Here is a 25784-nt window from a genome sequence, read left to right on the forward strand (position 1 = left end):
AGTCCCTCCCCTTTGCTCATGCCGCCTCGAGCGCCCATTCGACGTGCTCTCGCACGAGCGCCGACGCGTCGCCGGCCCGCGCGCGCAATGCGGCGACGATGCGCTCGCGAGCGGCCGCATCGAGCGCCGCGCCGCCTTCGACGCGCAACGCGTTGCCGAGCGCGACGGCCAGGTTGCGTAGCCAGCATTCGTAACCGATACGCCGAATCGCACTGCCTTGCAAGCGCAGATCGAAGTCATCGGCGCTCCAGGCGAACAGCTCGACGAGCGTCGCTCGATCGAGCCCGTGGCGGACGTCGAAGTCGTCCACGGGCGCGGCCTGCGCGAACTTGTTCCACGGACACACGAGTTGGCAATCGTCGCAACCGTAGACGCGATTGCCGATCAACGCGCGCATTTCGACGGGGATGCTGCCCTTCAGCTCGATCGTCAGGTAAGAGATGCAGCGGCGCGCATCGACCCGATACGGCGCGACGATCGCCCCGGTCGGGCAGGCATCGATGCAGCGCGTGCAATGGCCGCAGTGCGCTCCGGCCGGCCGGGACGGTTCGCTGGTATCGACGGGCAGCGGAATATCCACGTAGATCTCGCCGAGAAAGAAGAGCGAGCCCGCATCGCGTTCGAGCAGCAGCGTGTGTTTGCCGCGCCAGCCGATGCGCGACTTGTGCGCGAGCTCGACTTCGAGCACCGGCGCGGAATCGGTGAACACACGGTAACCGTATTCGCCGATCTCCCGCTCGATGCGCTCCGCCAACTGCTGCAGCCGCTGGCGCATGACCTTGTGATAGTCGCGGCCACGCGCGTAGATCGACACGACGGCCGCCGACGGGTCGGCGAGCCGCGCTTGCTCGCGCGCGCGCCAGTCGGCCGGTGCGTCTTCGGGCGGAATGGACGATCTGAACGATTTGACGCTCGAATCGGTCGGCTTGCCCGGCACCTCGCCTGACGAGCTGCTTTCAACCTTGCGCGATTCGAGCACGGCGGCCGGCATGTATGCGATGCGCGCGGTGATCACCCGTCGCGTTCCGGCCACAAGCTCGGCCGGCCGCGCGCGTTTCACCCCATGTTTGGCCATATAATCCATCTCGCCGTGGCACCCCGCCTCGAGCCAGGCGAAGAGCCCAGCCTCGGCCTCGGACAAATCGATATCGCTGATACCGATCGCACCGAAGCCAAGCTCGCTGCCCCATGCCTTGATCCGCTGTGCGAGCGCCGCCAGCGCCGCATCGTCGAGACGCGAGCCAAGGGCGACCCTCTCTTCGCGACGCGAAGCGTCCTGCGAAGCGCCTGCCGCTTCGGACGTCTTCCTGCTCATGGCGGCGTGTTCCGTGCATCGTTCATCACGCTATTTTACGAGAATGCCCGTGGCGCCCGATTCGTCGCTTCATCCGCCCGCGAGCGTCCTGCTCGAGCGCACTTTCGCGCTCGAGAACCTCGCCGCCACCGAAGCATTCGGCGCACGTTTTGCTACGGCGATCGAAGCGGTGCGCGTCAGGCCTGCATTCGAGGGCCTGCAGGTGCAACTGCTCGGCGATCTCGGCGCCGGCAAAACGACGCTCGTGCGTGCCACCCTTGCAGGGCTCGGACACCGGGGCCGCGTGCGGAGTCCCACCTACACACTCGTCGAACCGTATGCGCTGCCGCGCGAGGGGGGCCAGTTCGACGTCTATCACTTCGATCTTTATCGGTTTGCCGACCCGGCCGAATGGGCCGACGCCGGCTTTCGCGAGTATTTCGATTCGGGTGCGGTCTGCCTCGTCGAATGGCCGGAAAAGGCCGGCGAGTTGTTGGGCGTGCCCGATCTGGTCTTCGCGCTCGAAACCGAGGGCGAGCGCCGTCGGCTCGATGCGCGCGCCTACAGCGAATCAGGAAAAGCATGTCTAGAAAGATGTTGATCAAGCCGTTCCATTCGATCGAATCGGCCGCCACGGCGGCGCCGAGCTGGCGCCGGCGCAAGGTGCTGCGCGCCGGCGCCTCGACGCTGCTCCTCGGGCTTGCCGCGCCGTTGCTCGCGCCGACCAACGCGCTGGCGAGCTCGGTGCTCGGCGTGCGCGTCTGGCCGGCGCGCGATTACACGCGCGTGACGATCGAATCGGACCAGCCGCTGCAAAACACGCAGCAACTGCTGCAGGGGCCGGACCGGCTCGTCGTCGATCTCTCGGGGCTCGATCTCGATCAGGCGTTGCGCGATCTCGTCTCGAAGATCGCACCGAACGATCCGCAGATCCGCTCGGTACGCGTCGGCCAGTTTCAGCCCCACGTCGTGCGGCTCGTGTTCGACCTCAAGGGCTCAGTCAAACCGCAAGTCTTTTCGCTGCCGCCCGTCGGGACCTATCGCTACCGGCTCGTGCTCGACCTGTACCCGACCGTCGCTCCCGATCCGCTCATGGACCTGCTCGCGCAGACGGAGCGCAAGGAAAAGCAACTCGGCGAAAACCAGCCCGGCAACGAGCCGCTCGCGCCGGCGCCGCTGGGGGGGCCCAGTGCGCCGCCCGCCGGCGACAACAGTGATGCGTTCTTCGAGCGCTACGCCCAGAACCTGCCGCCGGAAGGACATGCCGGCGGCGGCAACGCACCGTCCGCGCGCAAGCCGGGTAGCTTCACCCACGGCAAGGGCGGCAAGGAAGCCGGTGGCGGCCAGACGACTGGCGATGGCTCGGACAGCGCGCTTGCGCGCAATGGCGATGACGGATTGGGGGACGAAGCCTACCCGTTTTCGACGCCGAAACCCGGACGCACGGTTCGGCTGCTGACCGTCGCCATCGACCCGGGCCATGGCGGCGAAGACCCAGGCGCGATCGGCAGCGCGGGCACCTACGAAAAACACATTGCACTCGACGTCGCGAAGAAGCTGCGCGCGCTGATCGACGCGCAGCCCAACATGCGCGCGATGATGACGCGCGATGCGGACTTTTTCGTGCCCCTGAACGTTCGCGTGCAAAAAGCACGGCGCGTCAGCGCGGATCTTTTCGTCTCCATCCACGCCGACGCATTCACGACCCCGGCGGCGCGCGGCTCGTCCGTGTTCGCGCTCTCGGAGCACGGCGCCTCGAGCGCGGCGGCACGCTGGATGGCGAACAAGGAAAACGCGTCCGATCTGATCGGCGGGATCAACGTCAAGACAGCGGACGAAACCGTGAATCGCGCGCTGTTCGATATGTCGACCACGGCGCAGATCCGCGATTCGCTGCGCTATGGGTCCTTCGTGCTGCGCGAAATCGGCGACATCAACAAGCTGCACAAGGGTTCTGTCGAGCAAGCCGGCTTCGCGGTGCTGAAGGCGCCCGATATCCCCTCGATCCTCGTCGAAACGGCTTTCATCAGCAATCCCGAGGAAGAAGCGCGCCTGAACGACGAGAACTATCGCAATCAAATGGCGAGCGCGATCCTGAAAGGCATCAAACGCTATTTCGCGGCCAATCCGCCGCTCGCCAAGAGCCGCATGACCTGATCGACACAGGTCGACACAGACGCCCCGGTACAATGACGTCGTCGCGCAACGGCGTGTCGCCACGGAGCCTGCCATGTCGCCTGTACCGGAATCGTCACCGCTGCCCGAGTCGGTCAGAGCGGTCCTCAAGCCTTCGCAGCGCGACATCGGCGGTTTCGCCGTGCGGCGCGTGCTGCCCGCGCTCGCCGCGCGGCTCGTCGGTCCCTTCATCTTCTTCGATCACATGGGCCCCGCCGCGCTTGCGCCCGGCGCGGGCCTCGATGTGCGCCCGCACCCGCATATCGGTCTTGCGACGGTGACCTACCTGTTCGAAGGCGCCATCGTTCATCGCGACAGCATCGGTTCCGTGCAGACGATCGTGCCGGGCGACGTCAACTGGATGACGGCGGGACGCGGCATCGTCCACTCCGAGCGGACCCCGCCCGAGGAGCGAGCCCGCGGACCGCGCATGCACGGTATTCAGACCTGGGTGGCGCTGCCGCTCGAGCATGAAACGATCGAGCCTGCATTCGAGCATCACGCGGCCGCGACACTGCCGCGTATCGAGCGCGGCGGCGTCACGCTCGATGTGATCGCGGGCTCTGCCTTCGGCGCGCGCTCGCCCGTGCGCACGTTCTCCCCCACGCTGTACGCGGCGGCGCGCTTCGCGCCCGCAAGCGCACTGGCGCTCGACGCCGAGCACGACGAGCGCGGCGTCTATCTCGTCGACGGCGACCTCGCGATCGACGGCATGCCGCTGCCGCTGGGCCATATGGCGGTGCTGAGCCCCGGCGAGACGGCGACGCTTGCCAGCACCGGCGGGGCTACCGCGATGCTGCTTGGCGGCGCGAAACTGACGGGCGAGCGTTTCATCGAATGGAACTTCGTGGCCAGCTCGCGCGAAAAGATCGAGGCCGCCAAGCGCGCATGGAGCGAGCAGACGATGGGCCGCATCGAAGGCGAGACGGAGTGGATCCCGCTTCCCGAGCGCCCGCACCGGTGAGGCGGTGGGCGCAGGGTTGAAATGCGGGGGGCCGGTCCCAATCTGAGCCGCAGGTCCACTGCAAACGAGGATGCGATGAACACCACTTTGGCCACTTTCGAACAGGATGTGATCGAGGCGTCCAAGCTCGTCCCGGTCCTCGTCGATTTTTGGGCGCCGTGGTGCGGTCCGTGCAAGACGCTCGGCCCGCTGCTCGAGAAGCTCGAGCAGGACTACGCCGGCAAATGGCGCCTCGTGCAGGTCAACGTCGACGAAAACCCGCAACTGGCGGCCCACTTTCAAGTGCGCAGCATTCCGCATGTCGTGGCATTCGCCGATGGTCAGCCTGTCGACCAATTCATCGGCGTATTGCCCGAAAGTCAGTTGCGCGCATTTCTCGATCGGCTCGTGCCCAATGCGGCGCAAACCGAGCATAAGCGCGCGCTCGCGGCGCTGAGCAACGGTCAGCGCGACGTGGCGATCGATCACCTGCAAACCGCACTGGCACTCGAGCCCGGCAACGACTCTGCCCGGCTGGACTTGATCCAGGTACTGCTCGACGACGAGCGCATCGACGAGGCGCGTACCGAAGTCGAGCGCCTTTCGGACAAGACGAAGCAAGGCATCGACGTGCGGTATAACACGGTGAAAACGCGGCTGGACGCGCTCGACGCGGCAGCCGAGCTGCCGCCGACCGATGCACTGGAGGCGCGCATCGCGACGAATCCGGGCGATCTCGAAGCCCGCTTCGACCTCGCGAGCGCGCTGATCGCGCGGCGGGATTACGGTGGGGCGCTCGCGCACTTGCTCGAGATCGTCAAGCGGGACCGGACGTTCCGCGACGACATCGGACGCAAGACGATGCTCTCGGTCTTCGATCTCGCTGCGCACCAGCCCGAGCTCGTGGCCGAATGGCGGCGTAAGCTCAGCGCGGCCCTCCATTAACGAAAGGCGCTGCGGCGGCGCGGCGCGGCGCGGGAACGCCCTTTGGCAGCCGCCGCCGCTTTGCCTATCCAGCGGCCTTCGCAAGCGCCGCCAGCACGTGCGCGGCCGCCGCAAAACCGAAGCTCGCGGTCACGCACACGCTCGAGCCGAATCCGGCGCAATTCAGGCCGATCGGCCCCGCATGCCCGGGCGACGCTTCCAGATGCTGGGCGACATCGTCCATGTCGCATACCGCCGCCTCGGGATAGATGAGCGGCTCGTCCGAATAGACGGCACTGACCTTGAACTTCGCCTTCGGTCCGCGCGGGAAACCGTGGTGCTTGCGCAATTGCGCGCGCACTTTCGAGAGCAGCGGATCTTGAACCGTCGATGCGAGATCGTCGATGCGAATGCGCGTCGGATCGAGCTGGCCGCCCGCGCCGCCCACGGTGATGAGCGGTTGTCCGCGGGCCACGCACCAGGCGATGAGCGCCGTCTTGGTGCGCACGCTGTCGATGGCATCGACGATGTAATCGAGCCTGCCGCCGAAGAGCGTCTCGAAGTTGTCCGGTTCGGCGAAGTCCTCGACGAGGCGCACGTCGCAAGCCCGGTCGATGAGGCGGATGCGTTCGGCCATCGCCTCGACTTTCGGCTTGCCGAAATTGCCGTCGAGTGCATGGATCTGGCGGTTCGTGTTGCTCTCGGCCACGTTATCGAGATCGACCAGCGTAAGCGTGCCGATCGCGCTGCGCGCAAGCGCCTCCGCCACCCACGAGCCCACGCCGCCGATCCCGATGACGGCCACATGCGCCCGCTCGAATGCGGCCAGGGCGGGAGCGCCGTAGAGCCGCCCCACCCCGCCGAAGCGCCGTGCACGGTCCGCATGATCGAGATCATGCTCGGTGCGCGGGGGATGGATAAGATCTGGGCTCGTTCCCTGAGTGGCGGACATGATGCGTAAAGTGAAAGCTGCGTGAAAACCGCGGTCGAAATTACGGAGAAAGACTGCGCTCGAGGGGTCTATTGTGCCCGATAGCGTGCCCCGGCCGTTGCTTCGAACAGACGACACGAGCACGGTCGCGCACGTTTTTTCGGCCTTGGCTATACTTGAGTCGACTGAAGCGGTCACATAAGAAGATGATCACTCTTGCTGAACTTCGCAACGAATACGCGCGCGGATCGCTCGACGAACACGATGTCGAGCCCGATCCGATCCGCCAGTTCCAGCTCTGGTTCCAACAGGCCCTCGACGCCCAGGTGCCCGAGCCGAACGCGATGACGCTTGCCACCGTGGACGAGCAGGGGCAGCCGTCGGCCCGTATCGTGCTTGTGAAGGGTGCCGACGAGCGAGGCTTCGTCTTTTTCACCAATTACGAAAGCCGCAAGGGCCACGATCTGGCGATCAATCCGCGGGCAAGTCTGCTTTTTTACTGGATCGAGCTCGAGCGTCAGGTGCGCATCGAAGGCACGATCGAGAAAACGAGCGCGCAGGAGAGCGATGCCTATTTCGCGTCGCGCCCGCTCGGATCGCGCATCGGTGCATGGGCCTCCGAGCAAAGCCGCGAAATCGCCGGCCGGACAGTGCTCGAGGAGCGTGAACAAGCGTTTGCCGAGCGATTCGGCGACAATCCCCCGCGCCCGCCGCAGTGGGGAGGCTACCGCGTCGTGCCGGCGAGGATGGAATTCTGGCAAGGTCGACCGTCTCGTTTGCACGACCGCATTGTGTACACGCGCAATGCCGACGCGAGCTGGCAGATCTCACGCCTGTCGCCATGACAGAAGATTGAAACGGAGTGTTTTCGAAGTCCAGACCATGCCGATGCTCCGAGCGCCGGACATGGTTGTTTTGCTTAGCTTTGCTATTCATTTCAACGGACACGGAGAATCTCGCATGTTCTGGGAAAAGAAGCTGGCGCAGTGGGTGGAAGACGTGCGGGCGACGACGAATCTGCCCGCGCGCCTCGTTCTTTGGGATGGGCAGCAGCACGACTTCGGCAGTTTCGCCGCGCCGCAAGTTACGCTGAAGGTGAACCACGCCTCGGCATTGCCGCTCCTGCTCGAACCGAGTCTCGATAACCTCGGCGAAGCGTATGTGAAGGGCAAGATCGATATCGAGGGCAAACTCTCGGACATCATTTCGATCGGCTATTCGCTCGCAAAAAACACCATTACGGGCGCCAGTAAGCTCGCTCGCGTGCGGCGCTATTTCAATCACACGAAATCGTCGGACAAAAAGGCCATTCAATATCATTACGACGTTTCGAACGCGTTCTATCAGCTCTGGCTCGACGAGAACATGGTCTATTCGTGTGCCTACTTCGAAAACGGCGACGAGGATCTCGCCACGGCACAGTTGAAGAAGATCGACCATATCCTCACCAAGATTCAATTGCAGCCAGGGCAGCGGTTGCTCGACATCGGCTGCGGATGGGGGGCGCTCGTGCTGCGCGCGGCCAGCAAGTTCGGCGCGAAGTGCGTCGGCGTGACGCTGTCGCAAAACCAGTTCGATCTGGCGACGGAACGGGTCAAAGCGGCGGGCCTCGTCGATCGCATCGAAATTCGTCTGCAGGACTACCGCGACATCCCGGGACAGTTCGATCGCGTGACGAGCGTCGGGATGTTCGAGCACGTCGGGCGCAAGAATCTTCCGACGTATTTCGCGAAGGTTCGGGAGTTGCTCGCCGAAGACGGCATCGCCATGAATCACGGCATTACGTCGACGGACTACGATAGCGGCGAAACCGCACTCGGGGGCGGCGAATTCATCGATCGCTACGTGTTCCCCGACGGCGAGTTGCCTCATATCAGCCTCGCGCTCGAATCGCTGCAGCGCGGCGGCCTCGAAGCCGTCGATATCGAAAGCCTGCGCCGGCACTACGCACGCACGCTCAACATCTGGACCGAAAATTTCGAGACCTACGCGGACGAAGCGCGCAAGCTCGTCGATGACGAGAAATTCCGCATCTGGCGGCTCTATCTCGCCGGCTGCGCCTATGCGTTCGAGCACGACGACGTATCGATCTATCAAATCGTCTGCCGCCGAGCCGGACGCAGCGCGCAGACGTTGCCGTGGTCCCGCCGCTACATGTACGATCGGCCGCTTGGAGAAACGCGTACGAGTACCGCGCCCGTTGCGGCCATCGATGGACGATAGCAAAGAAGACCCACAATTCGATCTCTTTGGTGCACTGCCGGCGCCCGACGGCGCGCCGCGAACCTCGGGGGAGCCTGACCATACCGAACCGGCTCGCGCCAGCGCCGCGACTCCCTCCAAGGGCGGGCGCCGCGCGCGGGCCGTGCTGCCGGCCGCGCTCCCGCCCGAGCTCGGCGAGCTGGCTGGCAGCTTGCCGCCGCAGATTCGCCTCGGAACATCCTCGTGGTCGTTTCCGGGCTGGGAAGGCATCGTCTACGGCGAAGCCTACAGCGATTCGAAGCTCTCCCGCGACGGGCTCGCCGCCTACGGCATCCATCCGCTGCTACGCACGGTCAGCCTCGATCGATCGTTTTACGCGCCGCTTTCCATCGCCGACTATCTGCGTTACGCGCAGCAAGTAGCCGACGATTTTCGTTTCATCGTCAAGGCACCGGCATCGGTGACGGATGCGACGGTGCGGGGCGAACGCGGCGAGCCCGTCGCCGACAATCCCTGCTTTCTCGATGCGGGCCTGGCCGCTCGCGAATTCGTTGAGCCGTGCCTGGCCGGCCTTGGCGCCAAAGCCGGCGTGCTTGTTTTTCAGTTTTCGCCCATGCCCGAACGCATGCTCGCCGAGCCGGCGGCATGGGTCGAACGGCTCGCCGCCTTCTTTGCCGCGTTGCCGCCGCTACCCAGCGGTACCGATGAAGCACCGGGCCCTTGCTACGCGCTCGAGATACGCGATGCGTGCCTGTTGACGCCGCGGCTCATCCGCATGCTGCGCGAGCGCGGTGTGCGTTATTGCGTCGGGCTGCACGCGCGCATGCCCGAGGCGTTGCGCCAGGCCGCGGCCCTCGCCCTCATGGACGGCGACGAGCCAGCCGGCCCGCTCGTCGTTCGCTGGAGCCTGCACAGCGGATTCAAATACGAGCAGGCGAAGGCAAAGTACGAGCCGTTCAATCGACTCGTCGACGAAGACCCCGCCACGCGGCATTCGCTCGCGGAGCTGGCCGCGCGTTATGCGTTGGCCGGCCAGCCGGTACTCATCATCGTCAACAACAAGGCGGAGGGCTCCGCCCCGCTTTCGTGCGCTGCGCTTGCTCGAGAGATAGCAGCGGCTTGCGAGCGACTGCGCGAAGAAAGGACTGGTGGGAACGCGGGCGTCGAGCAGAGCGAGCGCTGACGACGGCGTCAGCACCGGCACGAATCGTTCGCACCTCCAAGCCGTTGCCGTCAAGCGCCGGAGCGTGTCCAGCTGGCGAACTTGGCCCGGAACTTGGCCACTTTCGGGGCCACGACGAACGCGCAGTACCCCTGCTCGGGATGTTGCGCAAAGTAATTCTGGTGATAGGCCTCGGCGGGCCAATAATTGTCGTCGAGGGAGCGGACTTCGGTCACGATCGGTTTGTCATACACGTGCTCCTGCTCGAGTTCGTCCATGACCTCCCGCGCAATGTCGCGTTGCGTATCGGAGTGCGTGAAGATGATCGATCGATATTGCGTCCCCACGTCGTTGCCCTGTCTGTTGAGCTGCGTCGGATCGTGGATCGAAAAAAATACCTGGAGGATCTCGCGGTAGCTGATCTTCCTGGGGTCGAATTGAACCTTGACCACTTCGGCGTGGCCGGTCCCGCCGTCGCACACCTGCTCGTAGCTCGGACGCGGGACGTTGCCGCCCGCATACCCCGATTCGACGGAAACGACGCCGTCGAGATCGACATAAACCGCTTCCAGACACCAGAAACAACCTCCGCCCAACGTAGCGGTTTCCATCGGCTCAGTCATGACTGTCTCCCTGTCGACGAGCGTATGCGCTTCGGTGTATTCGCTCACAAACGGATTCTAAAAGCTTAGTGCGTTTTATGTGCGGCGGAGCGCTCGAGCCCCCGGCTGACCCGAATGCGCGGCGAAATGTCCGGATTCCATTAGAATTTCGCCTATTCGCCTTTTCGCACCATGACCTTCGACTCTTCACTCCAGCTGTTCCTTCCCCGCCTGTCCACGCCACAAGCTCGTCCACGATCCCGCCGCCGGGAGTCACGCCGATGAAGCATGCGAGCCCACCCGACTTCGATTCGGGAATGTTCCGCCGCGCGCTTGGACAGTTCGCCACGGGCGTCACCGTCATCACCACCCGCGCCCCCTCCGGCCAGTTGATCGGTATCACGGCGAGTTCGTTCAATTCGGTATCGCTCGATCCGCCCCTCGTGCTCTGGAGTCTCGCGACCCGGTCCGCATCGATGCCGGTGTTTCGCAGCAATAGCCATTACGTGGTCAACGTGCTATCGGAAACGCAATACGATCTCTGTCAGCGCTTTGCCACGGTCAAGGGCGACCGGTTCGCGGGTGTGTCGCACGCGGCGGGCGGCACGGGCATGCCCGTGCTCGACGGCGCGCTCGCATGGTTCGAATGCCATAACCGCAGCCGCTACGACGAAGGGGACCACGTGATTTTCGTGGGAGAAGTCGAGCGCTGCGGCGTCCATCCGGACGCCGAAAGCATGGCCCCGCTCGTTTTCCACGGCGGTGCATTCCACGGATTGAAGCCGCGTTGAAACACGGCGCGACAACGCCTTCAAACCTCGGCGAGGGTCTGATATCGGCGTGAATAATGACCGCTCCGCGGCAGCGACCTCGCTCAGTGCGGCGGCGTCGGCGTCGGCGTCAGCGTCACCGGCACGCCGGAGTCTTCCTTGAGCGTTTGAAGGACGATGTTCGACCGGATATCCATCACGCCGGGCGCCTTGTAGAGCTTCGAAAGCACGAAATCGGAGTAATGCTTGAGGCTATGCGCGAGCACGCGCAGCAGATAATGGCTCTCGCCCGTCACGACGAAGGCCGCAACCACTTCGGGCCACTCGCGCACGGCCGTGGCGAAGCGCTCATGCCAGTTCTCCTGATCGTTGCGCATCGAAACCTGCACGAATGCCTCGAGCTCGAGCCCGAGCGCCTCGCGGTTCAGACACGCCCGGTAACGCTCGATGACGCCCTGCTCCTCCAACAAACGCAACCGGCGCAAACACGCTGACGGCGATAGCGAAATTCTTTCCGCGAGATCGAGATTGCTGATGCGGCCCTCGTTTTGCAGCACACTCAGAATGCGGCAATCCGTGGCGTCGAGCGAGATCGCGTTCATTTTTGCCCCCATTTCGATGCTTATATCGAATTATCTTCTAGTCTAGCGCGCTTGGCGCGATGATTTCGCAAGCACCTTGCGCGCCTGGGCGCTTATCATCGAAGCATCCGTTCTTATTCACCACCCGCCAAAATGGACAATCGCAGGCTCTGGGATATTTCGCCGCCCGTCGAAGCACACACACCGGTCTGGCCGGGCGATACGCCGGTCACGATTGAACGCGTCTGGAAAATGGACGCGGGTTCGCCGGTCAATGTCGCACGGATGACCCTCTCACCGCATACGGGCGCGCACGCGGACGCGCCGCTGCACTACGACGCTCACGGCGCCCCGATCGGGGCGGTTGGCCTTGCGCCATACCTCGGCACTTGCCGGGTGATCCATTGCATAGGCGCCGCGCCGCTCGTGACGCCGGCGCATCTGGCGGCGCAACTCGACGGCACGCCCCCGCGCGTGCTGCTGCGAACTTACGAGCGGGCACCTGTCGACGCATGGGACGATGCGTTTTGCGCTGTGGCGCCGGAGACGCTCGATCTGCTCGCGCAAAGCGGCGTGATGCTGATCGGTATCGATACGCCGTCGCTCGACCCTCAGACATCCAAAACGATGGACGCTCATGGACGCGTGCGCGCCCACGGAATGGCGATTCTCGAAGGGCTCGTGCTGGACGCGATCGAGCCCGGCGATTACGAACTGATCGCGCTGCCGCTCAAATTGACGACGCTCGACGCAAGCCCCGTGCGCGCGGTCTTGCGCGCGTTGCCCGACAAGCGCGGCTAAAGTCTATCGATCGATCCGCCTTCCGACCCGTTCGTTTCCTGCCGCCCATACATCATGAAAACCCGTGACGAAGCGCTCGCGCTAGACCGCAGCGACCCTCTCGCGCACCTGCGCAGCCGTTTCGCGCTCGACGCGCAGACGATCTATCTCGACGGCAATTCGCTCGGCGTGCCGCCTGTCGCCGCGGCGGCGCGCGCACGCGCGGTCATCGACGATGAATGGCGCGGCGGGCTCATACGCAGTTGGAACGGCGCAGGCTGGTTCGCGTTGCCGCGCAGGCTCGGGGATAAACTCGCGCCACTCGTGGGCGCCGCGGCGGGCGAGACCGTCGTGACCGACACGATCTCGATCAATCTGTTCAAACTGCTCTCGGCGGCGTTACGCGAAGCCGACGCGCGCGATGCGAGCCGCCGCGTGATCGTCTCCGAGCGCGCGAATTTCCCGACCGATCTCTATATCGCACAGGGGCTCATCGAACAACTCGATCGCGGCTACACGCTGCGGCTCGTCGACGACCCCGCGGATCTGCCCGCCGCGATCGACGGCGAAACGGCCGTCGTCATGCTCACGCACGTCAACTATCGCACGGGCCTTATGCACGACATGGGCGCAATGACGGAGATCGCTCATCGTGCCGGCGCGCTCGCGCTCTGGGACCTCGCGCATTCGGCCGGCGCGGTGCCCATCGATCTGAACGGCGCGAACGCCGATTTCGCGGTCGGCTGCACGTACAAGTATCTGAACGGCGGCCCGGGCTCGCCCGCTTTCGCGTGGGTGCCCAAGCGCCATCAGGCGCGGCTCTCGCAGCCGCTCTCCGGATGGTGGGGACATCGCGCCCCGTTCGCGATGGACCCGCGTTATACGCCCGACGACGGCATCGGACGGTTCCTTTGCGGCACGCAGCCCATCGTTTCGATGGCGCTCGTCGAGAGTGGGCTCGACGTTTTTCTCGAGACGGACATGCACGCCGTGCGCCGCAAGTCGCTCGCCCTCACCGATCAATTCATCGCGCTTGTCGAATCGCGCTGCGCGGGCCAGGCGCTTTCGCTCGTCACGCCGCGCGCGCATGCGCAGCGCGGCTCGCACGTGAGTTTCGAACATCGGCACGGCTATGAAGTGATGCAAGCGCTCATCGCGCGCGGTGTGATCGGCGACTATCGCGAACCGTCCGTGCTGCGCTTCGGGTTCACACCGCTCTATACGCGCTTCGTCGACGTCTGGGATGCCGTCGAAACCCTGCGCGACATTCTCGAGCGCCAAACGTGGCGGGCGCCCGAATTCGCCGCGCGCCATACCGTGACTTGAACCGATGTTCGCCGGTGCGGTGCGGATCGACGATCGGCCGCATTGCAAAGGATGGAGAGGAATTCGACATGACCGATCACATGGAGCTGCCCGAGTTGCCGGACGTATCCGGCGCCGGTACCGCGAAAGCCGGCAGCGCAAGCGCGCGCAACGGCGAAGGCTGGCATGACGCCAAGCTCGATTTTTCACAATCGATGAGCTATGGCGATTACTTGTCGCTGGAATCGCTGCTGTCCGCGCAGCATCCGCTGTCGCCCGACCACAACGAGATGCTGTTCATCATTCAACATCAGACGAGCGAACTCTGGATGAAGCTCGCGCTGTACGAGCTGCACGCGGCGCTCGATTGCGTGAAGGGCGACGCCCTGCCGCCCGCCTTCAAGATGCTCGCGCGCGTGTCGCGCATTCTCGAACAGCTCGTTCAGGCGTGGAATGTTCTGGCCACGATGACACCGTCCGAATACACCGCCATGCGCCCGTATCTCGGCCGGTCGTCGGGCTTTCAGTCGTATCAATACCGGCAAATCGAATTCATGCTCGGCAACAAGAACGCGCAGATGCTCAAGCCGCACGAGCATCGGCCGGACATCCTGGCGGCCGTGCGCGCGGCGCTCGAGGCCCCCTCGTTTTACGACGAAGTGGTCAAGCTGCTTGCGCGACGCGGCTTCGCGATCGCACCCGAGCGGCTCGAGCGCGACTGGACCTCGCCCACCGCCTACGACGCTTCGGTCGAAGCGGCATGGCTCGAGGTCTATCGCAACCCGTCGCAGCACTGGGAGCTCTACGAGATGGCCGAGGAACTCGTCGATCTCGAGGACGCATTTCGCCAGTGGCGCTTTCGTCACGTCACGACGGTGGAGCGCATCATCGGCTATAAGCAAGGTACCGGCGGCACAGCGGGCGCCCCGTATCTCCGCAAGATGCTCGACGTCGTGCTTTTCCCCGAGCTTTGGCACGTGCGCACCGTGCTTTGAAACGAGGAAGCGCCGTTGCTGCCGCGGCGCCTTGCCGATACCCCCGCGTAGCGAAGCGGTTTTCCGGCTGAGCGGATGATATGTTATATCATGTCACCCATACTCAATCGGGACCGACGTCATGTCCGCTGCCGCTCACTCCCATTCCGTCGCCGATCGACTCGCGCGCGCCGATGCGTTCGCGGCCGAGAACGGCCTCGCGCTGACTCCGCTGCGTCGGCAGGTCTATGCACTCGTTGCGGGTGCGGGCAAGCCGATCGGCGCCTACGACCTCCTCGCGGCGCTCGAACCCGAGCGCGGACGGGTGCCGCCCACCACGGTCTATCGCGCACTCGACTTTCTCGTCGAGCACGGCTTCGTGCATCGAATCGAATCGCGCAATGCGTTCGTCGCCTGCTGCGAAGTCGGCAAACCGCATCAGAGCCAATTCCTGATTTGCGAGCGTTGCGGCGAAACCGTCGAGATTCCCGGCGACGAGCTCGCCGAGCGCCTGTCCGCGACGCCGCCTGCGCACGGGTTCGAAGTCCACAAGCAAGTCGTCGAGTTGAGCGGACTGTGCGGCGAATGCAAGGCGCAGGGCCGGTCCGCGCCGCCGCGCTCTTCGTAACGTCGATACCAAGGAAAAATATTGATGAATTCGATTGCCAGGATTCGGCGCATCGGCCGCAATAGCCGGACCGTCGCCATCGCGAAAGCCGTCGCGGCGGGGTTCGCCGCGTTGTCGATGAGCGCAGCCGCGTTCGCGGCCGGCGACGTCAAAGTCAACATTGTGGCGGCCGAGAATTTCTATGGCGATATCGCGAGGCAAATCGGCGGCGAGCATGTCGACGTGACGAGCATTCTCAGCAATCCCGATCAGGATCCGCATCTGTTCGAGGCCAGCCCGAAGACGGCGCGGGCGCTGCAGCACGCCGCGATCGTCGTCTACAACGGCGCCGCGTACGATCCGTGGATGGAAAAACTGCTCGCCGCGTCCAAGGGCGGCCAGCGCACGACCATCGTCGCGGCCGAACTCGTCGGCAAGAAGAGCGGCGACAACCCGCACCTCTGGTACGCCCCGCAGACGATGCCGGCCGTCGCCCGCAAGATCGAGGCGGCACTGGTTACGGCCGACCCGACGCACAAGGCCGACTACGACCGGCATCTGTCGGCCGTCATCGATGCGCTGAAGCCGATCGACCAGAAGGTCGCCCAGTTGCGCGAGCGCTATCGCGGCACGCCGGTGACCGCAACGGAGCCCGTGTTCGGCTATCTGTCGGACGCGATAGGCCTCGATATGCGCAACATGCGCTTTCAGTTGGCCGCCATGAACGACACGGAACCGAGCGCCAGCGACATCGCGACGTTCGAGCGCGATCTGCGCGAGCGGAAAGTCCGCGTGCTGATCTACAACAGCCAGGCAACGGAAGCGCTGACCAAAAGGATGCTCCAGCTCGCGAAGCACTCGGGCGTGCCGACGGTGAGCGTCACGGAAACGCAACCGGCGGGCAAGACCTTCCAGCAATGGATGCTCGCTCAACTCGGCGCGCTCGAGGCTGCGCTCGACGCGAAACAACCATGATCGAGGCAATGGCAACGGCAATGGCGTCGGCCCGCGGCTGCGCACTCGAACTCGAGCGCGTCACGATCGCGCTGGGCGGGCGCACGATCCTTGCCGATACCGATCTCACCGTTGGCGCGGGGGAATTCGTCGGCGTGCTCGGCCCCAATGGCGCGGGCAAAACCACACTGCTGCGCGCGATTCTCGGGCTGGTCCCACTCGCGCACGGAACGATCCGCATCGCGGGCGAGCCGATCGCCCGCGGCAACCCGGGCATCGGCTACATGCCGCAAGTGCGCAGCGCGCTTGCCGGCCGGCGGCTGCGCGGGCGCGACTTCATCGCCATGGCGGCGGACGGACATCGTTGGGGCCTGCCGCGTACCGATGCGGCCACGCGCGCCGAAGTCGAGCGGGTCCTGGATCTCGTGGACGGCCACGCGTTGGCCGAGCGCCCCCTGTCCGAGCTCTCGGGTGGCGAGCGGCAGCGGCTTTTGCTGGCGCAATGCCTGCTCGGCCAGCCGCGCCTGCTGCTGCTCGACGAGCCGCTCATCAGCCTCGATCCGAGCCATCAACGCGGCGTGGTGGAACTCGTGCGCCGCGTGCAGCGCGAGCTGGGCATCACTGTGCTCTTTTCCGCACACGAGCTGAACCCGCTGTTGAGCGCGCTCGATCGCGTGCTGTATCTCGGCAACGGTTCCGCTGCGCTCGGCACCGTCGACGAAGTCATCACTCGGCCGGTGCTGTCCCGGCTCTATGGCTCGCCGATCGACGTCATGCGCGTGAACGGACGCATTTTCGTCATGTCAGGCGACGTCGAAATCGAAAAACACGATCACGCGCACGAGGGCGAGCCGGGAGCCGGCAACGGGCACGGCCACGTCCATTCTCACGGGCATACGCACGATGTTTGAATACGACTTCATGGTCAACGCGTTCGCGGCATCGGGCATCGTTGCGGTGCTGGCCGGGATCGTCGGCTACTTCCTCGTCATGCGCGAGCAGACATTCGCGGGGCATGCCCTGTCGCACGTCGGCTTCACGGGCGCGACGGGCGCCGCGCTGATCGGCGTCTCGCCGCTCTGGGGGATGATTGCGTTCACGCTGGCCGCGGGGCTTTCGATGGGCGCGCTCGGCGAGCGGCTGGCCGGACGCGATGTCGCCATCGGCGTCGTGCTCTCGCTTTCGCTTGGCTGCGGACTGCTGTTCCTGCACTTCTTCACGGCGTACGCCACGCAAATCACGGCACTGCTGTTCGGCAACGTGCTCGGCGTCACGCATACGACGCTCGCCATACTGGCCGGCATCGCGGTGGCGAGCCTCGTCGCGCTCGGCGCAATCATGCGCCCGCTCGTTTTTGCGACGCTGCAACCCGAGCTCGCCGAAGCGAAGGGAGTCTCGCTGCGCGTCGTATCGATGCTGTTCCTGACGATCGCCGCGCTCGCCGTGGCGGCCTGTACGCAGATCGTCGGCGTGTTGCTCGTCTTCACGCTGATGGTCGGCCCTGCCGCCGCGGCGCAGAACATCTCGACGCGCCTTCGCAGCGGGATCGCACTCGCCGCGGCGTTTGCGCTGGCACAGGCGTGGCTCGGCGTGACGCTCGCGTTCTATACCGATTGGCCCACGAGCTTCTGGATCACCGCCCTCGCCGCACTCGTCTATCTGGCGAGTCTGCTCGCGCGACGCCGATCTTGACTTTCACTCCGCGCAAACCGATCATTCGCTCATCTGCAGAACAAAAGATCGACCCATCGCATTGAATCGGCGATTGGGGTCATATCTGACTGGATCGGAGACAAGCGATGGACAATGCGCAGCGCGGCGCTTCAAATGTAATCGTCCACCTCGGCGCGGGATCGTTTCACCGCGCCCATCAGGCGTGGTATCTGCATCGGCTGCAGCAGGCCAGCGCGCCGGGCGAGCCTCAGTGGTCGCTCACGGTCGGCAATATCCGCGGCGACATGAATGCCGTGCTCGACGCGCTGGCGGCGCAACACGGGCGCTATACGCTCGAGACCGTCACGCCGCAAGGCGAGCGCGCCTACGAAACGGTCGGCTCGATCGGCCGCGTGCTGCCGTGGTCGCCCGGGCTCGAGGCGCTCATCGAAGCGGGTGCCGATCCGGCATGCAAGATCGTCTCGTTCACGGTGACCGAGGGCGGCTATTACCTCGACGAACACGACCGGCTCGATACGGCCAATGCGGACCTCGCCGCCGATCTGCGCGGCGGGCGAACCACGATCTACGGTGCGCTCGCTGCCATTCTCGAAGCCCGCCAATCCCGCAATGCCGGCCCCGTCACACTGCAAAGCTGCGACAACCTGCGCAGCAATGGCGAGAGGTTCGAAGCGGGCATGCGCTCGTTTCTCGAGTTGAGCGGCCGCACCGCGCTCGCCGAGTGGTTCGAGGCCAACACGTCCTGCCCCAATTCGATGGTGGATCGCATCACCCCGCGCCCCACACCCGAAGTTCGCGAACGCGTGAAGGCGGCGACCGGTGTCGACGACGCCTGTCCCGTCATGGGCGAGGCCTTCATCCAGTGGGTCATCGAAGATCGCTTTTGCGCCGGGCGTCCGGCATGGGAGCGCGTCGGTGCGGAACTCGTCGAATCGGTGCTGCCCTACGAGGAAGCGAAAATCCGCATCCTGAACGCGAGCCACAGCTGCATCGCATGGGCCGGCACGCTCGCGGGGCTGACGTTCATTCATGAAGGCACGCACGACGCGCGAATCCGCCGGTTCGCGTACGACTATGTGACCGAGGACGTGATCCCCTGTCTCACGCCGAGTCCGCTCGATCTCGCCCGCTATCGCGACGTCGTGCTCGACCGCTTCGGCAACCCGTATATCCAGGACACGAATCAACGCGTGGCCGCCGATGGCTTTTCGAAGATTCCAGGCTTCATCGCGCCGACGCTGTCTGAATCCTTTGCGCGCGGCGCCGAGCCCAACGCCACGGCGGTCCTGCCCGCGCTCTTTTTCCGCTTTCTCGATCGCTGGCGCCAAGGCGCGTTGCCCTATACCTATCAGGATGGCGTGATGGACGAGGCCGCCGCGCGCGGCATGTTCGACGCGCCCGATCCACTGGCCGCTTTTTGCGCATCCCGGCTCCTGTGGGGTGGGCTGGCCGACACTCCGCCCCTCCTGGCCGCGTTGCGAAGCGCGCTCGAACGTGTCGACGGCTGGCTCGCCTCTCGCTGAATCGATGTCGGCAGGGCTCACCCCCATTGCAGTGCATCATTGCGCCCGGCTAAAGTAGCGCATCGCGCTTTTCGACTCCGAATCTGAAGGGCTCACAGCCATGTATCTCGGCATCGATCTCGGCACGTCCGAAGTGAAGGTCTTGCTGCTGGACCCGAACGGGCACGTGCTCGGCACGGCCGGCTCGCCGTTTTCCGTCTCGCGGCCGCATCCGCGCTGGTCCGAGCAGAACCCCGCCGACTGGTGGGAAGGCACCTGCATTGCGCTCGCGAAGCTGCGCGAGTCGCACCGCGAAGCGTTTTCGCAGGTGCGCGGCATCGGACTCTCCGGTCAGATGCATGGCGCCGTCTTGCTCGACGAGCAGGACCGCGTGCTGCGCCCCGCGATTCTCTGGAACGACATGCGCAGCGTCGACGAATGTGAAGCGCTGACCGCGCGCGCGCCGCGGCTGCATGAAATCGCCGGGAACCTGGCCATGCCGGGTTTTACGGCGCCGAAGCTGCTGTGGGTCGCGCGCCACGAACCCGAGCTCTTTCGCCGTACTGCTACCGTGCTGCTGCCGAAAGACTATTTGCGCCTCATGATGACGGGCGACAAGGTCTCGGATCCATCGGACGCCGCTGGGACGCTCTGGCTCGATGTCGCACGGCGCGACTGGTCCGACGAACTGCTCGACGCATGCGATATGAAACGCGCGCAAATGCCCCGCTTGGCTGAGGGCAGCGCCCCGTCCGGCGTGCTGCGGCGCGAGCTCGCGCATGAATGGGGGCTTGCCTCGAACGAGATCGTCGTTGCGGCCGGTGGCGGCGACAACGCGACGAGCGCCATCGGCATCGGTGCGACGGAGCCGGGCGACGGTTTCGTCTCGCTCGGTACGTCCGGGGTGCTATGCGTCGTCGGAGATCGGTTCCTGCCGAATCCGGCCTCGGCCGTTCATGCGTTTTGCCATGCCATTCCCGACCGCTGGCATCAGATGAGTGTGGTGCTGTCCGCGGCGAGCTGTTTGCGCTGGGTCTGCAAGCTGACCGGCACGGACGAGCCGACGCTGGTCGCCGAAGCTGCCGCGCTGCCGCCGGAGGCGCTCGCCGATGCGCCGATTTTTCTGCCCTATCTGTCGGGCGAGCGCACGCCTCACAACGATCCGTTCGCGCAAGGCGTTTTCTTCGGCATGACGCATGCGACCGATCGCGCACTGCTCGGCTACGCCGTGCTCGAAGGCGTGACGCTCGCGCTGGCCGACGGGCTCGACGCCTTGGCTGCCGCCGGGACCAAGCCCAACGCGCTCTCGCTGCTGGGCGGCGGTGCGCGCAGCGCCTACTGGGCGCAGTTGCTCGCCGATGCGTTATCGACTCCGACACGCCAGCATGGCGGCGGAGAAACCGGCGCGGCGCTCGGCGCGGCGCGGCTCGGATGGCTGGCGGCGGGCGGCGACCCGGCGCAGGCATTGGCCAAGCCGCCCATCGTCGCGGAGTTCGCGCCGAACGCCGAGCGGCATGCTCGATTGCGCAGGCGGCTCGATTCGTACCGGGCGCTCTATCGTCACGTGCGGCCGCTGTTCGATCCGGCACATCGGCAAGTCGCCTGCATGTAAGCGGCCCAAAACGTTTCTCAGTCCTACCGGCATCGCATCCGTGTCCAAATCCAACGACAAGCTCGAACTTGCAACCCGCGCGGCCTGGCTCTACTACGTAGCCGGCGATACGCAAAACGAGATCGCCGAGAAGTTGCAAGTCTCGCGCCCCGTTGCGCAGCGCCTGGTGGCATTCGCTGTCGAAAAGAATCTGATTCGTGTGCGCGTCGAGCATCGCTTGGCCGATTGCCTCGCGCTGGCCGCGCGCCTGTCGGAGCGATACGGCTTGTCGATGTGCGAAATCGCACCCGTCGACGACGACAGCCCCGAAGCCATCGGCCGCAAGCTTGCCGTCGCGGGCGCGCAGGTCATGGAACGCTATCTGAGCGAAGAAAAGCCGATGATCGTCGCCGTCAGCAGCGGCCGTACGCTCAAGGCTGCCGTCGATCAACTCGCGCAGATCGAGCGGCCGCAGCATCGGCTCGTCTCGATGGTCGGTGCGATCGCGCAAGACGGATCGTCGAACCGTTACGACGTCGCGCTGCATATCTCGGAGAAGACGGGCGGCAAGCACTTTCTGCTGCCGGCGCCGCTGCTTGCCGATAGTGAAGCCGAGCGGGCGCAGTGGTGCAACCACCGTCTTTATCGCATCGTCGAAGGGCTGTCCGCGCAAGCGGACGTGGCATTCGTCGGCATCGGCGACATCGGGCCGCAATGCCCGCTTCATGTCGACGGCTTCATCACCGCGGACGAAGTGCAAGAACTCACGCGCCTCGGCGCCAGGGCGGAAATGTTAGGGCTGCCGATCAATGACGCAGGCGCGCGCGTCGAATCGTCGACAGGGCGGCGCGTGACGAGCCTGCAGCTCGATGCGCCGCCCAAACGCCCGACGATCGGTTTTGCGGGCGGCCCGCGCAAGCATCGCGCGGTGCTGGCCGCGCTCAAAGGCGGCTGGCTCTCGGGGCTGGTGACCGATGAAGCGTGCGCGCGCGTGGCGCTCGGCGAGAGTGCTGGCGAGACGCGGCACGTGTCGGGGCGCTAGAGCGACATCGATCGCCTTTGGCGCCCCGCCCCCGCGGCTCACGCCGCCGACAGTACCTCGACGATCTTCCGATCGAACGCGTGGCCCTCTTGATCGAACAGATGGCAGTGCTCCGGGTCCGCGCCGAGCCTCAGCGCCTCGCCCCGCTCATGCCGCTCGAGCGGGGGAATGCGCGCGATCAGTCCGTCGGGCGCCACCGGAGAGTCCGCGTAAAGATAGGCGGCATCGCCAAGCGACTCGACCGCGGTCACCGTCGCTGCCACACCGAACTCGCTGCCACCCGCGGCGCGTACGTGCAAGTGCTCGGGGCGAACGCCGACCGTGACCGGCTCGCCCTCGCGTACGCCGCGCGGCTCCACGGCCACTTGTTGCATCTCGCCTGTTTCGTAGCGCACGAGCACGCCGTCGGCCCCTGAGCTCTGAACGACGCCTGCAAGGAAATTCATCTTCGGCGAACCGATGAAACCCGCCACGAAGCGGTTCGCAGGCGCGTGGTAAAGACGGTTCGGGCTGCCGACCTGTTCGACGTTGCCGGCGGACATCACGACGATCTTGTCGGCCAGCGTCATCGCTTCGACCTGATCGTGCGTCACGTAGATCATCGTGGTCTTCAAATCGTCGTGCAGCCGCGCGAACTCGAGCCGCATTTTCACGCGCAGCGCCGCATCGAGGTTCGACAGCGGCTCGTCGAATAGAAACACCTTGGGCTTGCGCGTAATCGCGCGCCCGATCGCCACGCGCTGCCGCTGGCCGCCCGACAGCTGCTTCGGTTTGCGGTCGAGCAGGTGATCGATATGGAGGATCTTGGCGGCATTGCGCACGGCCTCTTCGATCTCGGCCTTCTTCGTGCCCGCGAGTTTGAGGCCGAACGCCATGTTGTCGTAGAGCGACATATGCGGATAAAGCGCGTACGACTGGAACACCATGGCGATGCCGCGCTTGGCGGGCGGCACTTCGTTCATGCGCGCGCCGTCGATGGTCAGCTCGCCGCCGCTGATGTCCTCGAGGCCCGCGATCATCCTGAGCAGCGTCGATTTCCCGCAGCCGCTCGGGCCGACGAACACGACGAACTCGCCATCGGCGATATCGAGATTCACATTGCGCAGTACTTCGTTCTCGTCGTAGCGCTTCGCAATGCCGCGCAGGGTCACGCTTGCCATGATTCGTCTCCTTTCATATCGGTCGATGCCCGCGCGAACGCGTCGCCCGAGTCGAGCCATCGGTCGACGAGCGCCGGCAGGCGGCGCATGTCGTCGAATACGTGTCGTGCGCCCGCGGCCGTGAGCGCATCGAAGTGTTGATGAGTCGCGTGCCCGCCGCCGATGAAGCCGAGCGCCGTCATACCCGCGGCACTCGCGGCCGCGACCCCGGCCACGCTGTCCTCGATGACGAGGCATGCCTGCGGCGGCACGCCCAAACGATCCGCCGCGGCAAGGTAGACATCGGGTGCAGGCTTCGGCCGTGCGACGCGATCGGCGCAAAAGAGCCTGTCGCCGAAAAAGCGCGCGAGCCCGGTGCGCGCCAGCACAGCCTCAACGTAGCCCGTGTAGCTGTTGCTCGCGCAAGCCTTCGTCAGCGAAACAGCGTCGAGCGCCGCTTCGACGCCCGCCACCACGGGCGCGTCGCGCGCCGCGGCTTCGACACTGCGCCTGATCGCTTCGATTTCTTCGCCGCGCAACGTCTTGCCGAGCTCGGCCGCACTGTCGCCGAGCACGCGCTCGATACGCAGCCCCAGCAGCGGCATCACGACAGGCTCCACGTCGACATCGGGCCATCGCGCACTGAGCTCGGCGATCAGCATCTGTGCCGCGACCGCTTCGCTGTCGATGAGCACCCCGTCGCAATCGCAAATCAGCAGCCGGTCGGGGCGAGCAGGGATCGATCCCGTCATTTCACGGCTCCAAATGTCAAGCCGCGAACGAGCTGCTTTTGCGAAACCCAGCCGACGAGCAGAATCGGTGCGACGGCCAGCAGCGATGCAGCCGACAGCTTCGCCCAGAAGAGCCCCTCCGGGCTCGAGTACGATGCGATGAACACAGTCAGCGGCGCCGCATGCGAACTCGACAGATTGATACTCCAGAACGCCTCGTTCCACGAGAGGATGACGAGCAACAGCGCGGTGGACGCGAGCCCCGGCAGCGCCATCGGCGTGAGCAGATAGACGATTTCCTGCCAGGTCGACGCGCCGTCGATGCGGCCTGCTTCGAGAATGTCGCGCGGAATTTCGTTGAAGTACGTGAACGCCATCCAGACCGCGATAGGCAGGTTCATCAGCGAATAGACGATGACGAGGCCCCAGACCGTATCGAGCAGTCCCATGTTCTTCCAGAGCAGGTAGATCGGCACGAGTACGCCGACGGACGGCATCATCTTCGTCGAGAGCATCCACAACAGCAGCTTTTGCGTGCGCCGCGTTGGAAAAAACGCCATCGTGTAGGCGGCCGGCACCGCGAACGCGAGGCACAACAGCGTAACGCCGGCCGAGATCAGAATCGAGTTGCGCGCGAAAGCAAAGTAATCGCTGCGGGCAAAAACCTCCCTGAAACTGTCGAACGTCGGCGAAAAGATGAGCGAAGAGGCATAGGCGTCGCGCTCCGTCTTGAATGCGGTGATCGTCATCCAGAAGATCGGAAAGAACAGCGCGAGCGAGATCAGCCACGCGAATGTGCCCGGTATCGCGCGCTTGAGCGCGGCGAGCGACGGCAATGGCCAGCCCGTGCGGGCGGCAGGCAGCGTCGGATGGCTCATTTGTCGTACTCCCCTTTGAGGTTTTTCGCGAGCATGCGCACGAGAAAGAACGCGACGACATTCGCGAGCACGACGGCGAGAATGCCGCCCGCCGACGCGAGGCCGACATCGAACTGCTGCAGACCGAGCGCATAGATGAGGTACGACAGGATCGTCGTCGCATTGCCCGGGCCGCCCGAGGTCGTCGTGTAGATCTCCGCGAAGATCGACAGCAGGAAAATCGTCTCCATCATGACGACCACCGCAATGGCACGCCGCAGGTGCGGCAGCGTGATGAAGAAGAACATCGCGATGGGGCCGGCGCCGTCGATGCGCGCCGCTTCTTTTTGCTCTTCGTCGAGCGATTGGATCGCCGTGAATAAAATCAGAAACGCGAATGGCAGCCATTGCCAGGCGACGATCACGATGATCGAGAACAGCGGGTAGTCGGCCAGCCAATCGACGGGCTGCATGCCGAAAGCGCGCATCAGGTCGGCCATGATGCCGTAGACCGGATGCAGCATCATGTTCTTCCAGATGAGCGCGCTGACCGTGGGCATGACGAAGAACGGCGCAATCGCGAACAGGCGTGCAATACCCTGGCCGATGAATTTTCGATCGAAGAGTACCGCCATCAACACACCGCCGACGACCGTAATACCGAGCACCGACCCGATCAGCTCGAGCGTGTGCACGATCGAGGGCATGAACGCAGGGTCGGTGATCAGATAGCGGTAATTGTCGAGGCCGGCAAAGCCGGTGGCATCGGGATTGAGCAGGTTGTAGCGCGAGAACGAGTACCAGATCGTCATCGCGAGCGGAATCGTCATCCAGAGCACGAGGACCGCGACAGAAGGCATCGCGAGCCAGCGTGTCGGCAATGCGCGCCGCTCGGGACTCGGCACGGCGGCCTCGTTCTCCGCATGCGCCATGGGAAGGTGAAGATGTCGCATCGTTAAGGCCTCCTGATCTTCCGTCACCTCGTTACATCGGCCCGGCGCGTCTTGCACGGCGTGCCGGGCGGACGGCACGGGACCCGACGAT

Annotated in this window: 26 protein-coding genes; 18 read left to right on the forward strand and 8 right to left on the reverse strand. The window is 64.9% G+C overall.

Annotated features, from left to right (window positions below; translation table 11 throughout):
- Nucleotides 1-16 precede the first annotated feature (16 nt).
- Nucleotides 17-1315, reverse strand: coding sequence for a tRNA epoxyqueuosine(34) reductase QueG (gene queG, locus VGL01_RS06700; RefSeq protein WP_331568075.1), 1299 nt, complete (start codon nucleotides 1313-1315; stop codon nucleotides 17-19).
- 43 nt (nucleotides 1316-1358) lie between these two features.
- On the opposite strand from queG, the gene tsaE reads away from it, so the two are divergent.
- From tsaE to trxA, 4 genes are all read left to right on the forward strand, one after another.
- Entirely contained in the window at nucleotides 1359-1895 is a 537-nt protein-coding gene (gene tsaE / locus VGL01_RS06705) for a tRNA (adenosine(37)-N6)-threonylcarbamoyltransferase complex ATPase subunit type 1 TsaE (RefSeq protein ID WP_331568105.1), read from the forward strand.
- On the forward strand, nucleotides 1877-3451 hold the full coding sequence (locus tag VGL01_RS06710; RefSeq protein ID WP_331568076.1) for an N-acetylmuramoyl-L-alanine amidase: 1575 nt from the start codon (nucleotides 1877-1879) through the stop codon (nucleotides 3449-3451). The genes tsaE and VGL01_RS06710 overlap by 19 nt, the downstream gene beginning before the upstream one ends.
- Nucleotides 3452-3524: 73 nt before the next feature.
- Nucleotides 3525-4433: a pirin family protein gene (locus VGL01_RS06715; RefSeq protein ID WP_414720185.1), complete on the forward strand. Its 909-nt coding sequence runs from the start codon at nucleotides 3525-3527 to the stop codon at nucleotides 4431-4433.
- A gap of 75 nt (nucleotides 4434-4508) precedes the next feature.
- Nucleotides 4509-5357, forward strand: a complete 849-nt coding sequence (trxA, locus tag VGL01_RS06720; protein ID WP_331568077.1) for a thioredoxin — start codon at nucleotides 4509-4511, stop codon at nucleotides 5355-5357.
- 64 nt (nucleotides 5358-5421) lie between these two features.
- Here trxA and VGL01_RS06725 read toward each other — a convergent pair whose 3' ends face one another.
- Nucleotides 5422-6255, reverse strand: a complete 834-nt coding sequence (locus VGL01_RS06725) for a tRNA threonylcarbamoyladenosine dehydratase (RefSeq protein ID WP_414720187.1) — start codon at nucleotides 6253-6255, stop codon at nucleotides 5422-5424.
- A 218-nt stretch (nucleotides 6256-6473) separates the two neighbouring features.
- On the opposite strand from VGL01_RS06725, the gene pdxH reads away from it, so the two are divergent.
- The 3 genes from pdxH to VGL01_RS06740 all read left to right on the forward strand — a co-directional run bounded on the left by pdxH (nucleotide 6474) and on the right by VGL01_RS06740 (nucleotide 9652).
- Nucleotides 6474-7112, forward strand: coding sequence for a pyridoxamine 5'-phosphate oxidase (gene pdxH, locus VGL01_RS06730; RefSeq protein ID WP_331568079.1), 639 nt, complete (start codon nucleotides 6474-6476; stop codon nucleotides 7110-7112).
- A 115-nt stretch (nucleotides 7113-7227) separates the two neighbouring features.
- Nucleotides 7228-8490, forward strand: coding sequence for a cyclopropane-fatty-acyl-phospholipid synthase family protein (locus tag VGL01_RS06735; RefSeq protein ID WP_331568080.1), 1263 nt, complete (start codon nucleotides 7228-7230; stop codon nucleotides 8488-8490).
- A complete protein-coding gene (locus tag VGL01_RS06740) occupies nucleotides 8438-9652 on the forward strand; it encodes a DUF72 domain-containing protein (RefSeq protein ID WP_414720186.1) in 1215 nt (404 codons plus the stop codon). The genes VGL01_RS06735 and VGL01_RS06740 overlap by 53 nt, the downstream gene beginning before the upstream one ends.
- A 50-nt stretch (nucleotides 9653-9702) precedes the next feature.
- Here the strand turns inward: VGL01_RS06740 and msrA are convergent, their stop codons facing one another.
- Entirely contained in the window at nucleotides 9703-10254 is a 552-nt protein-coding gene (msrA, locus tag VGL01_RS06745) for a peptide-methionine (S)-S-oxide reductase MsrA (RefSeq protein ID WP_331568107.1), read from the reverse strand.
- 260 nt (nucleotides 10255-10514) lie between these two features.
- Between msrA and VGL01_RS06750 the strand changes: the two genes are divergently transcribed.
- Nucleotides 10515-11024 (forward strand): flavin reductase family protein, encoded by a 510-nt coding sequence (locus VGL01_RS06750; protein ID WP_173257317.1) that lies wholly within the window; start codon nucleotides 10515-10517, stop codon nucleotides 11022-11024.
- Nucleotides 11025-11107: 83 nt separating this feature from the next.
- On the opposite strand, the gene VGL01_RS06755 is transcribed toward VGL01_RS06750, so the two are convergent.
- Entirely contained in the window at nucleotides 11108-11605 is a 498-nt protein-coding gene (locus VGL01_RS06755; protein WP_331568082.1) for an Lrp/AsnC family transcriptional regulator, read from the reverse strand.
- A gap of 132 nt (nucleotides 11606-11737) precedes the next feature.
- On the opposite strand from VGL01_RS06755, the gene kynB reads away from it, so the two are divergent.
- The 10 genes from kynB to VGL01_RS06805 all read left to right on the forward strand — a co-directional run bounded on the left by kynB (nucleotide 11738) and on the right by VGL01_RS06805 (nucleotide 22013).
- Complete coding sequence (gene kynB / locus VGL01_RS06760) at nucleotides 11738-12385, forward strand: arylformamidase (protein ID WP_331568083.1); 648 nt, start codon at nucleotides 11738-11740, stop codon at nucleotides 12383-12385.
- Between the two features lie 54 nt (nucleotides 12386-12439).
- Nucleotides 12440-13690, forward strand: coding sequence for a kynureninase (gene kynU / locus VGL01_RS06765; protein WP_331568084.1), 1251 nt, complete (start codon nucleotides 12440-12442; stop codon nucleotides 13688-13690).
- Nucleotides 13691-13758: 68 nt separating this feature from the next.
- Complete coding sequence (gene kynA / locus VGL01_RS06770; protein WP_331568085.1) at nucleotides 13759-14664, forward strand: tryptophan 2,3-dioxygenase; 906 nt, start codon at nucleotides 13759-13761, stop codon at nucleotides 14662-14664.
- 121 nt (nucleotides 14665-14785) lie between these two features.
- The gene (locus VGL01_RS06775) at nucleotides 14786-15271 is read left to right on the forward strand and encodes a Fur family transcriptional regulator (protein ID WP_331568086.1); all 486 of its coding nucleotides are present in this window, start codon (nucleotides 14786-14788) and stop codon (nucleotides 15269-15271) included.
- 24 nt (nucleotides 15272-15295) lie between these two features.
- Nucleotides 15296-16225 (forward strand): metal ABC transporter solute-binding protein, encoded by a 930-nt coding sequence (locus VGL01_RS06780; protein WP_331568087.1) that lies wholly within the window; start codon nucleotides 15296-15298, stop codon nucleotides 16223-16225.
- Nucleotides 16222-17115 carry an ABC transporter ATP-binding protein gene (locus tag VGL01_RS06785; protein WP_331568088.1) on the forward strand — a complete coding sequence of 298 codons (894 nt, stop codon included), beginning with the start codon at nucleotides 16222-16224 and terminating at the stop codon, nucleotides 17113-17115. Before VGL01_RS06780 ends, VGL01_RS06785 begins: the two co-directional genes overlap by 4 nt.
- A complete protein-coding gene (locus tag VGL01_RS06790; RefSeq protein WP_331568089.1) occupies nucleotides 17108-17896 on the forward strand; it encodes a metal ABC transporter permease in 789 nt (262 codons plus the stop codon). The genes VGL01_RS06785 and VGL01_RS06790 overlap by 8 nt, the downstream gene beginning before the upstream one ends.
- A gap of 107 nt (nucleotides 17897-18003) precedes the next feature.
- Entirely contained in the window at nucleotides 18004-19401 is a 1398-nt protein-coding gene (gene dalD / locus VGL01_RS06795; RefSeq protein ID WP_331568090.1) for a D-arabinitol 4-dehydrogenase, read from the forward strand.
- Between the two features lie 100 nt (nucleotides 19402-19501).
- Nucleotides 19502-20992, forward strand: a complete 1491-nt coding sequence (xylB, locus tag VGL01_RS06800; protein WP_331568091.1) for a xylulokinase — start codon at nucleotides 19502-19504, stop codon at nucleotides 20990-20992.
- 40 nt (nucleotides 20993-21032) lie between these two features.
- A complete protein-coding gene (locus tag VGL01_RS06805) occupies nucleotides 21033-22013 on the forward strand; it encodes a sugar-binding transcriptional regulator (protein ID WP_331568092.1) in 981 nt (326 codons plus the stop codon).
- Nucleotides 22014-22051: 38 nt separating this feature from the next.
- Here VGL01_RS06805 and VGL01_RS06810 read toward each other — a convergent pair whose 3' ends face one another.
- Genes VGL01_RS06810 through VGL01_RS06825 form a run of 4 tightly spaced genes read right to left on the reverse strand, consistent with a single transcriptional unit; the run spans nucleotide 22052 to nucleotide 25693 of the window.
- Nucleotides 22052-23173: a sn-glycerol-3-phosphate ABC transporter ATP-binding protein UgpC gene (locus tag VGL01_RS06810; protein WP_331568093.1), complete on the reverse strand. Its 1122-nt coding sequence runs from the start codon at nucleotides 23171-23173 to the stop codon at nucleotides 22052-22054.
- Nucleotides 23161-23904: an HAD family phosphatase gene (locus VGL01_RS06815; protein ID WP_331568094.1), complete on the reverse strand. Its 744-nt coding sequence runs from the start codon at nucleotides 23902-23904 to the stop codon at nucleotides 23161-23163. Before VGL01_RS06815 ends, VGL01_RS06810 begins: the two co-directional genes overlap by 13 nt.
- Nucleotides 23901-24761, reverse strand: coding sequence for a carbohydrate ABC transporter permease (locus VGL01_RS06820; protein WP_331568095.1), 861 nt, complete (start codon nucleotides 24759-24761; stop codon nucleotides 23901-23903). Before VGL01_RS06820 ends, VGL01_RS06815 begins: the two co-directional genes overlap by 4 nt.
- The gene (locus VGL01_RS06825) at nucleotides 24758-25693 is read right to left on the reverse strand and encodes a sugar ABC transporter permease (RefSeq protein WP_331568096.1); all 936 of its coding nucleotides are present in this window, start codon (nucleotides 25691-25693) and stop codon (nucleotides 24758-24760) included. The genes VGL01_RS06820 and VGL01_RS06825 overlap by 4 nt, the downstream gene beginning before the upstream one ends.
- Nucleotides 25694-25784: the final 91 nt, after the last annotated feature.

Source organism: Trinickia sp. (genome assembly GCF_036503415.1).
Lineage (GTDB): Bacteria > Pseudomonadota > Gammaproteobacteria > Burkholderiales > Burkholderiaceae > Trinickia.

Bases quoted from the DNA above. Each gene is read 5' to 3' on its own strand.
- queG (WP_331568075.1), bottom strand. From the start codon at position 1,315: ATGAGCAGGAAGACGTCCGAAGCGGCAGGCGCTTCGCAGGACGCTTCG.
- tsaE (WP_331568105.1), top strand. From the start codon at position 1,359: ATGCCCGTGGCGCCCGATTCGTCGCTTCATCCGCCCGCGAGCGTCCTG.
- VGL01_RS06710 (WP_331568076.1), top strand. From the start codon at position 1,877: ATGTCTAGAAAGATGTTGATCAAGCCGTTCCATTCGATCGAATCGGCC.
- VGL01_RS06715 (WP_414720185.1), top strand. From the start codon at position 3,525: ATGTCGCCTGTACCGGAATCGTCACCGCTGCCCGAGTCGGTCAGAGCG.
- trxA (WP_331568077.1), top strand. From the start codon at position 4,509: ATGAACACCACTTTGGCCACTTTCGAACAGGATGTGATCGAGGCGTCC.
- pdxH (WP_331568079.1), top strand. From the start codon at position 6,474: ATGATCACTCTTGCTGAACTTCGCAACGAATACGCGCGCGGATCGCTC.
- VGL01_RS06735 (WP_331568080.1), top strand. From the start codon at position 7,228: ATGTTCTGGGAAAAGAAGCTGGCGCAGTGGGTGGAAGACGTGCGGGCG.
- msrA (WP_331568107.1), bottom strand. From the start codon at position 10,254: ATGACTGAGCCGATGGAAACCGCTACGTTGGGCGGAGGTTGTTTCTGG.
- VGL01_RS06750 (WP_173257317.1), top strand. From the start codon at position 10,515: ATGAAGCATGCGAGCCCACCCGACTTCGATTCGGGAATGTTCCGCCGC.
- VGL01_RS06755 (WP_331568082.1), bottom strand. From the start codon at position 11,605: ATGAACGCGATCTCGCTCGACGCCACGGATTGCCGCATTCTGAGTGTG.
- kynB (WP_331568083.1), top strand. From the start codon at position 11,738: ATGGACAATCGCAGGCTCTGGGATATTTCGCCGCCCGTCGAAGCACAC.
- kynU (WP_331568084.1), top strand. From the start codon at position 12,440: ATGAAAACCCGTGACGAAGCGCTCGCGCTAGACCGCAGCGACCCTCTC.
- kynA (WP_331568085.1), top strand. From the start codon at position 13,759: ATGACCGATCACATGGAGCTGCCCGAGTTGCCGGACGTATCCGGCGCC.
- VGL01_RS06775 (WP_331568086.1), top strand. From the start codon at position 14,786: ATGTCCGCTGCCGCTCACTCCCATTCCGTCGCCGATCGACTCGCGCGC.
- VGL01_RS06780 (WP_331568087.1), top strand. From the start codon at position 15,296: ATGAATTCGATTGCCAGGATTCGGCGCATCGGCCGCAATAGCCGGACC.
- VGL01_RS06785 (WP_331568088.1), top strand. From the start codon at position 16,222: ATGATCGAGGCAATGGCAACGGCAATGGCGTCGGCCCGCGGCTGCGCA.
- VGL01_RS06790 (WP_331568089.1), top strand. From the start codon at position 17,108: ATGTTTGAATACGACTTCATGGTCAACGCGTTCGCGGCATCGGGCATC.
- dalD (WP_331568090.1), top strand. From the start codon at position 18,004: ATGGACAATGCGCAGCGCGGCGCTTCAAATGTAATCGTCCACCTCGGC.
- xylB (WP_331568091.1), top strand. From the start codon at position 19,502: ATGTATCTCGGCATCGATCTCGGCACGTCCGAAGTGAAGGTCTTGCTG.
- VGL01_RS06810 (WP_331568093.1), bottom strand. From the start codon at position 23,173: ATGGCAAGCGTGACCCTGCGCGGCATTGCGAAGCGCTACGACGAGAAC.
- VGL01_RS06815 (WP_331568094.1), bottom strand. From the start codon at position 23,904: ATGACGGGATCGATCCCTGCTCGCCCCGACCGGCTGCTGATTTGCGAT.
- VGL01_RS06820 (WP_331568095.1), bottom strand. From the start codon at position 24,761: ATGAGCCATCCGACGCTGCCTGCCGCCCGCACGGGCTGGCCATTGCCG.
- VGL01_RS06825 (WP_331568096.1), bottom strand. From the start codon at position 25,693: ATGCGACATCTTCACCTTCCCATGGCGCATGCGGAGAACGAGGCCGCC.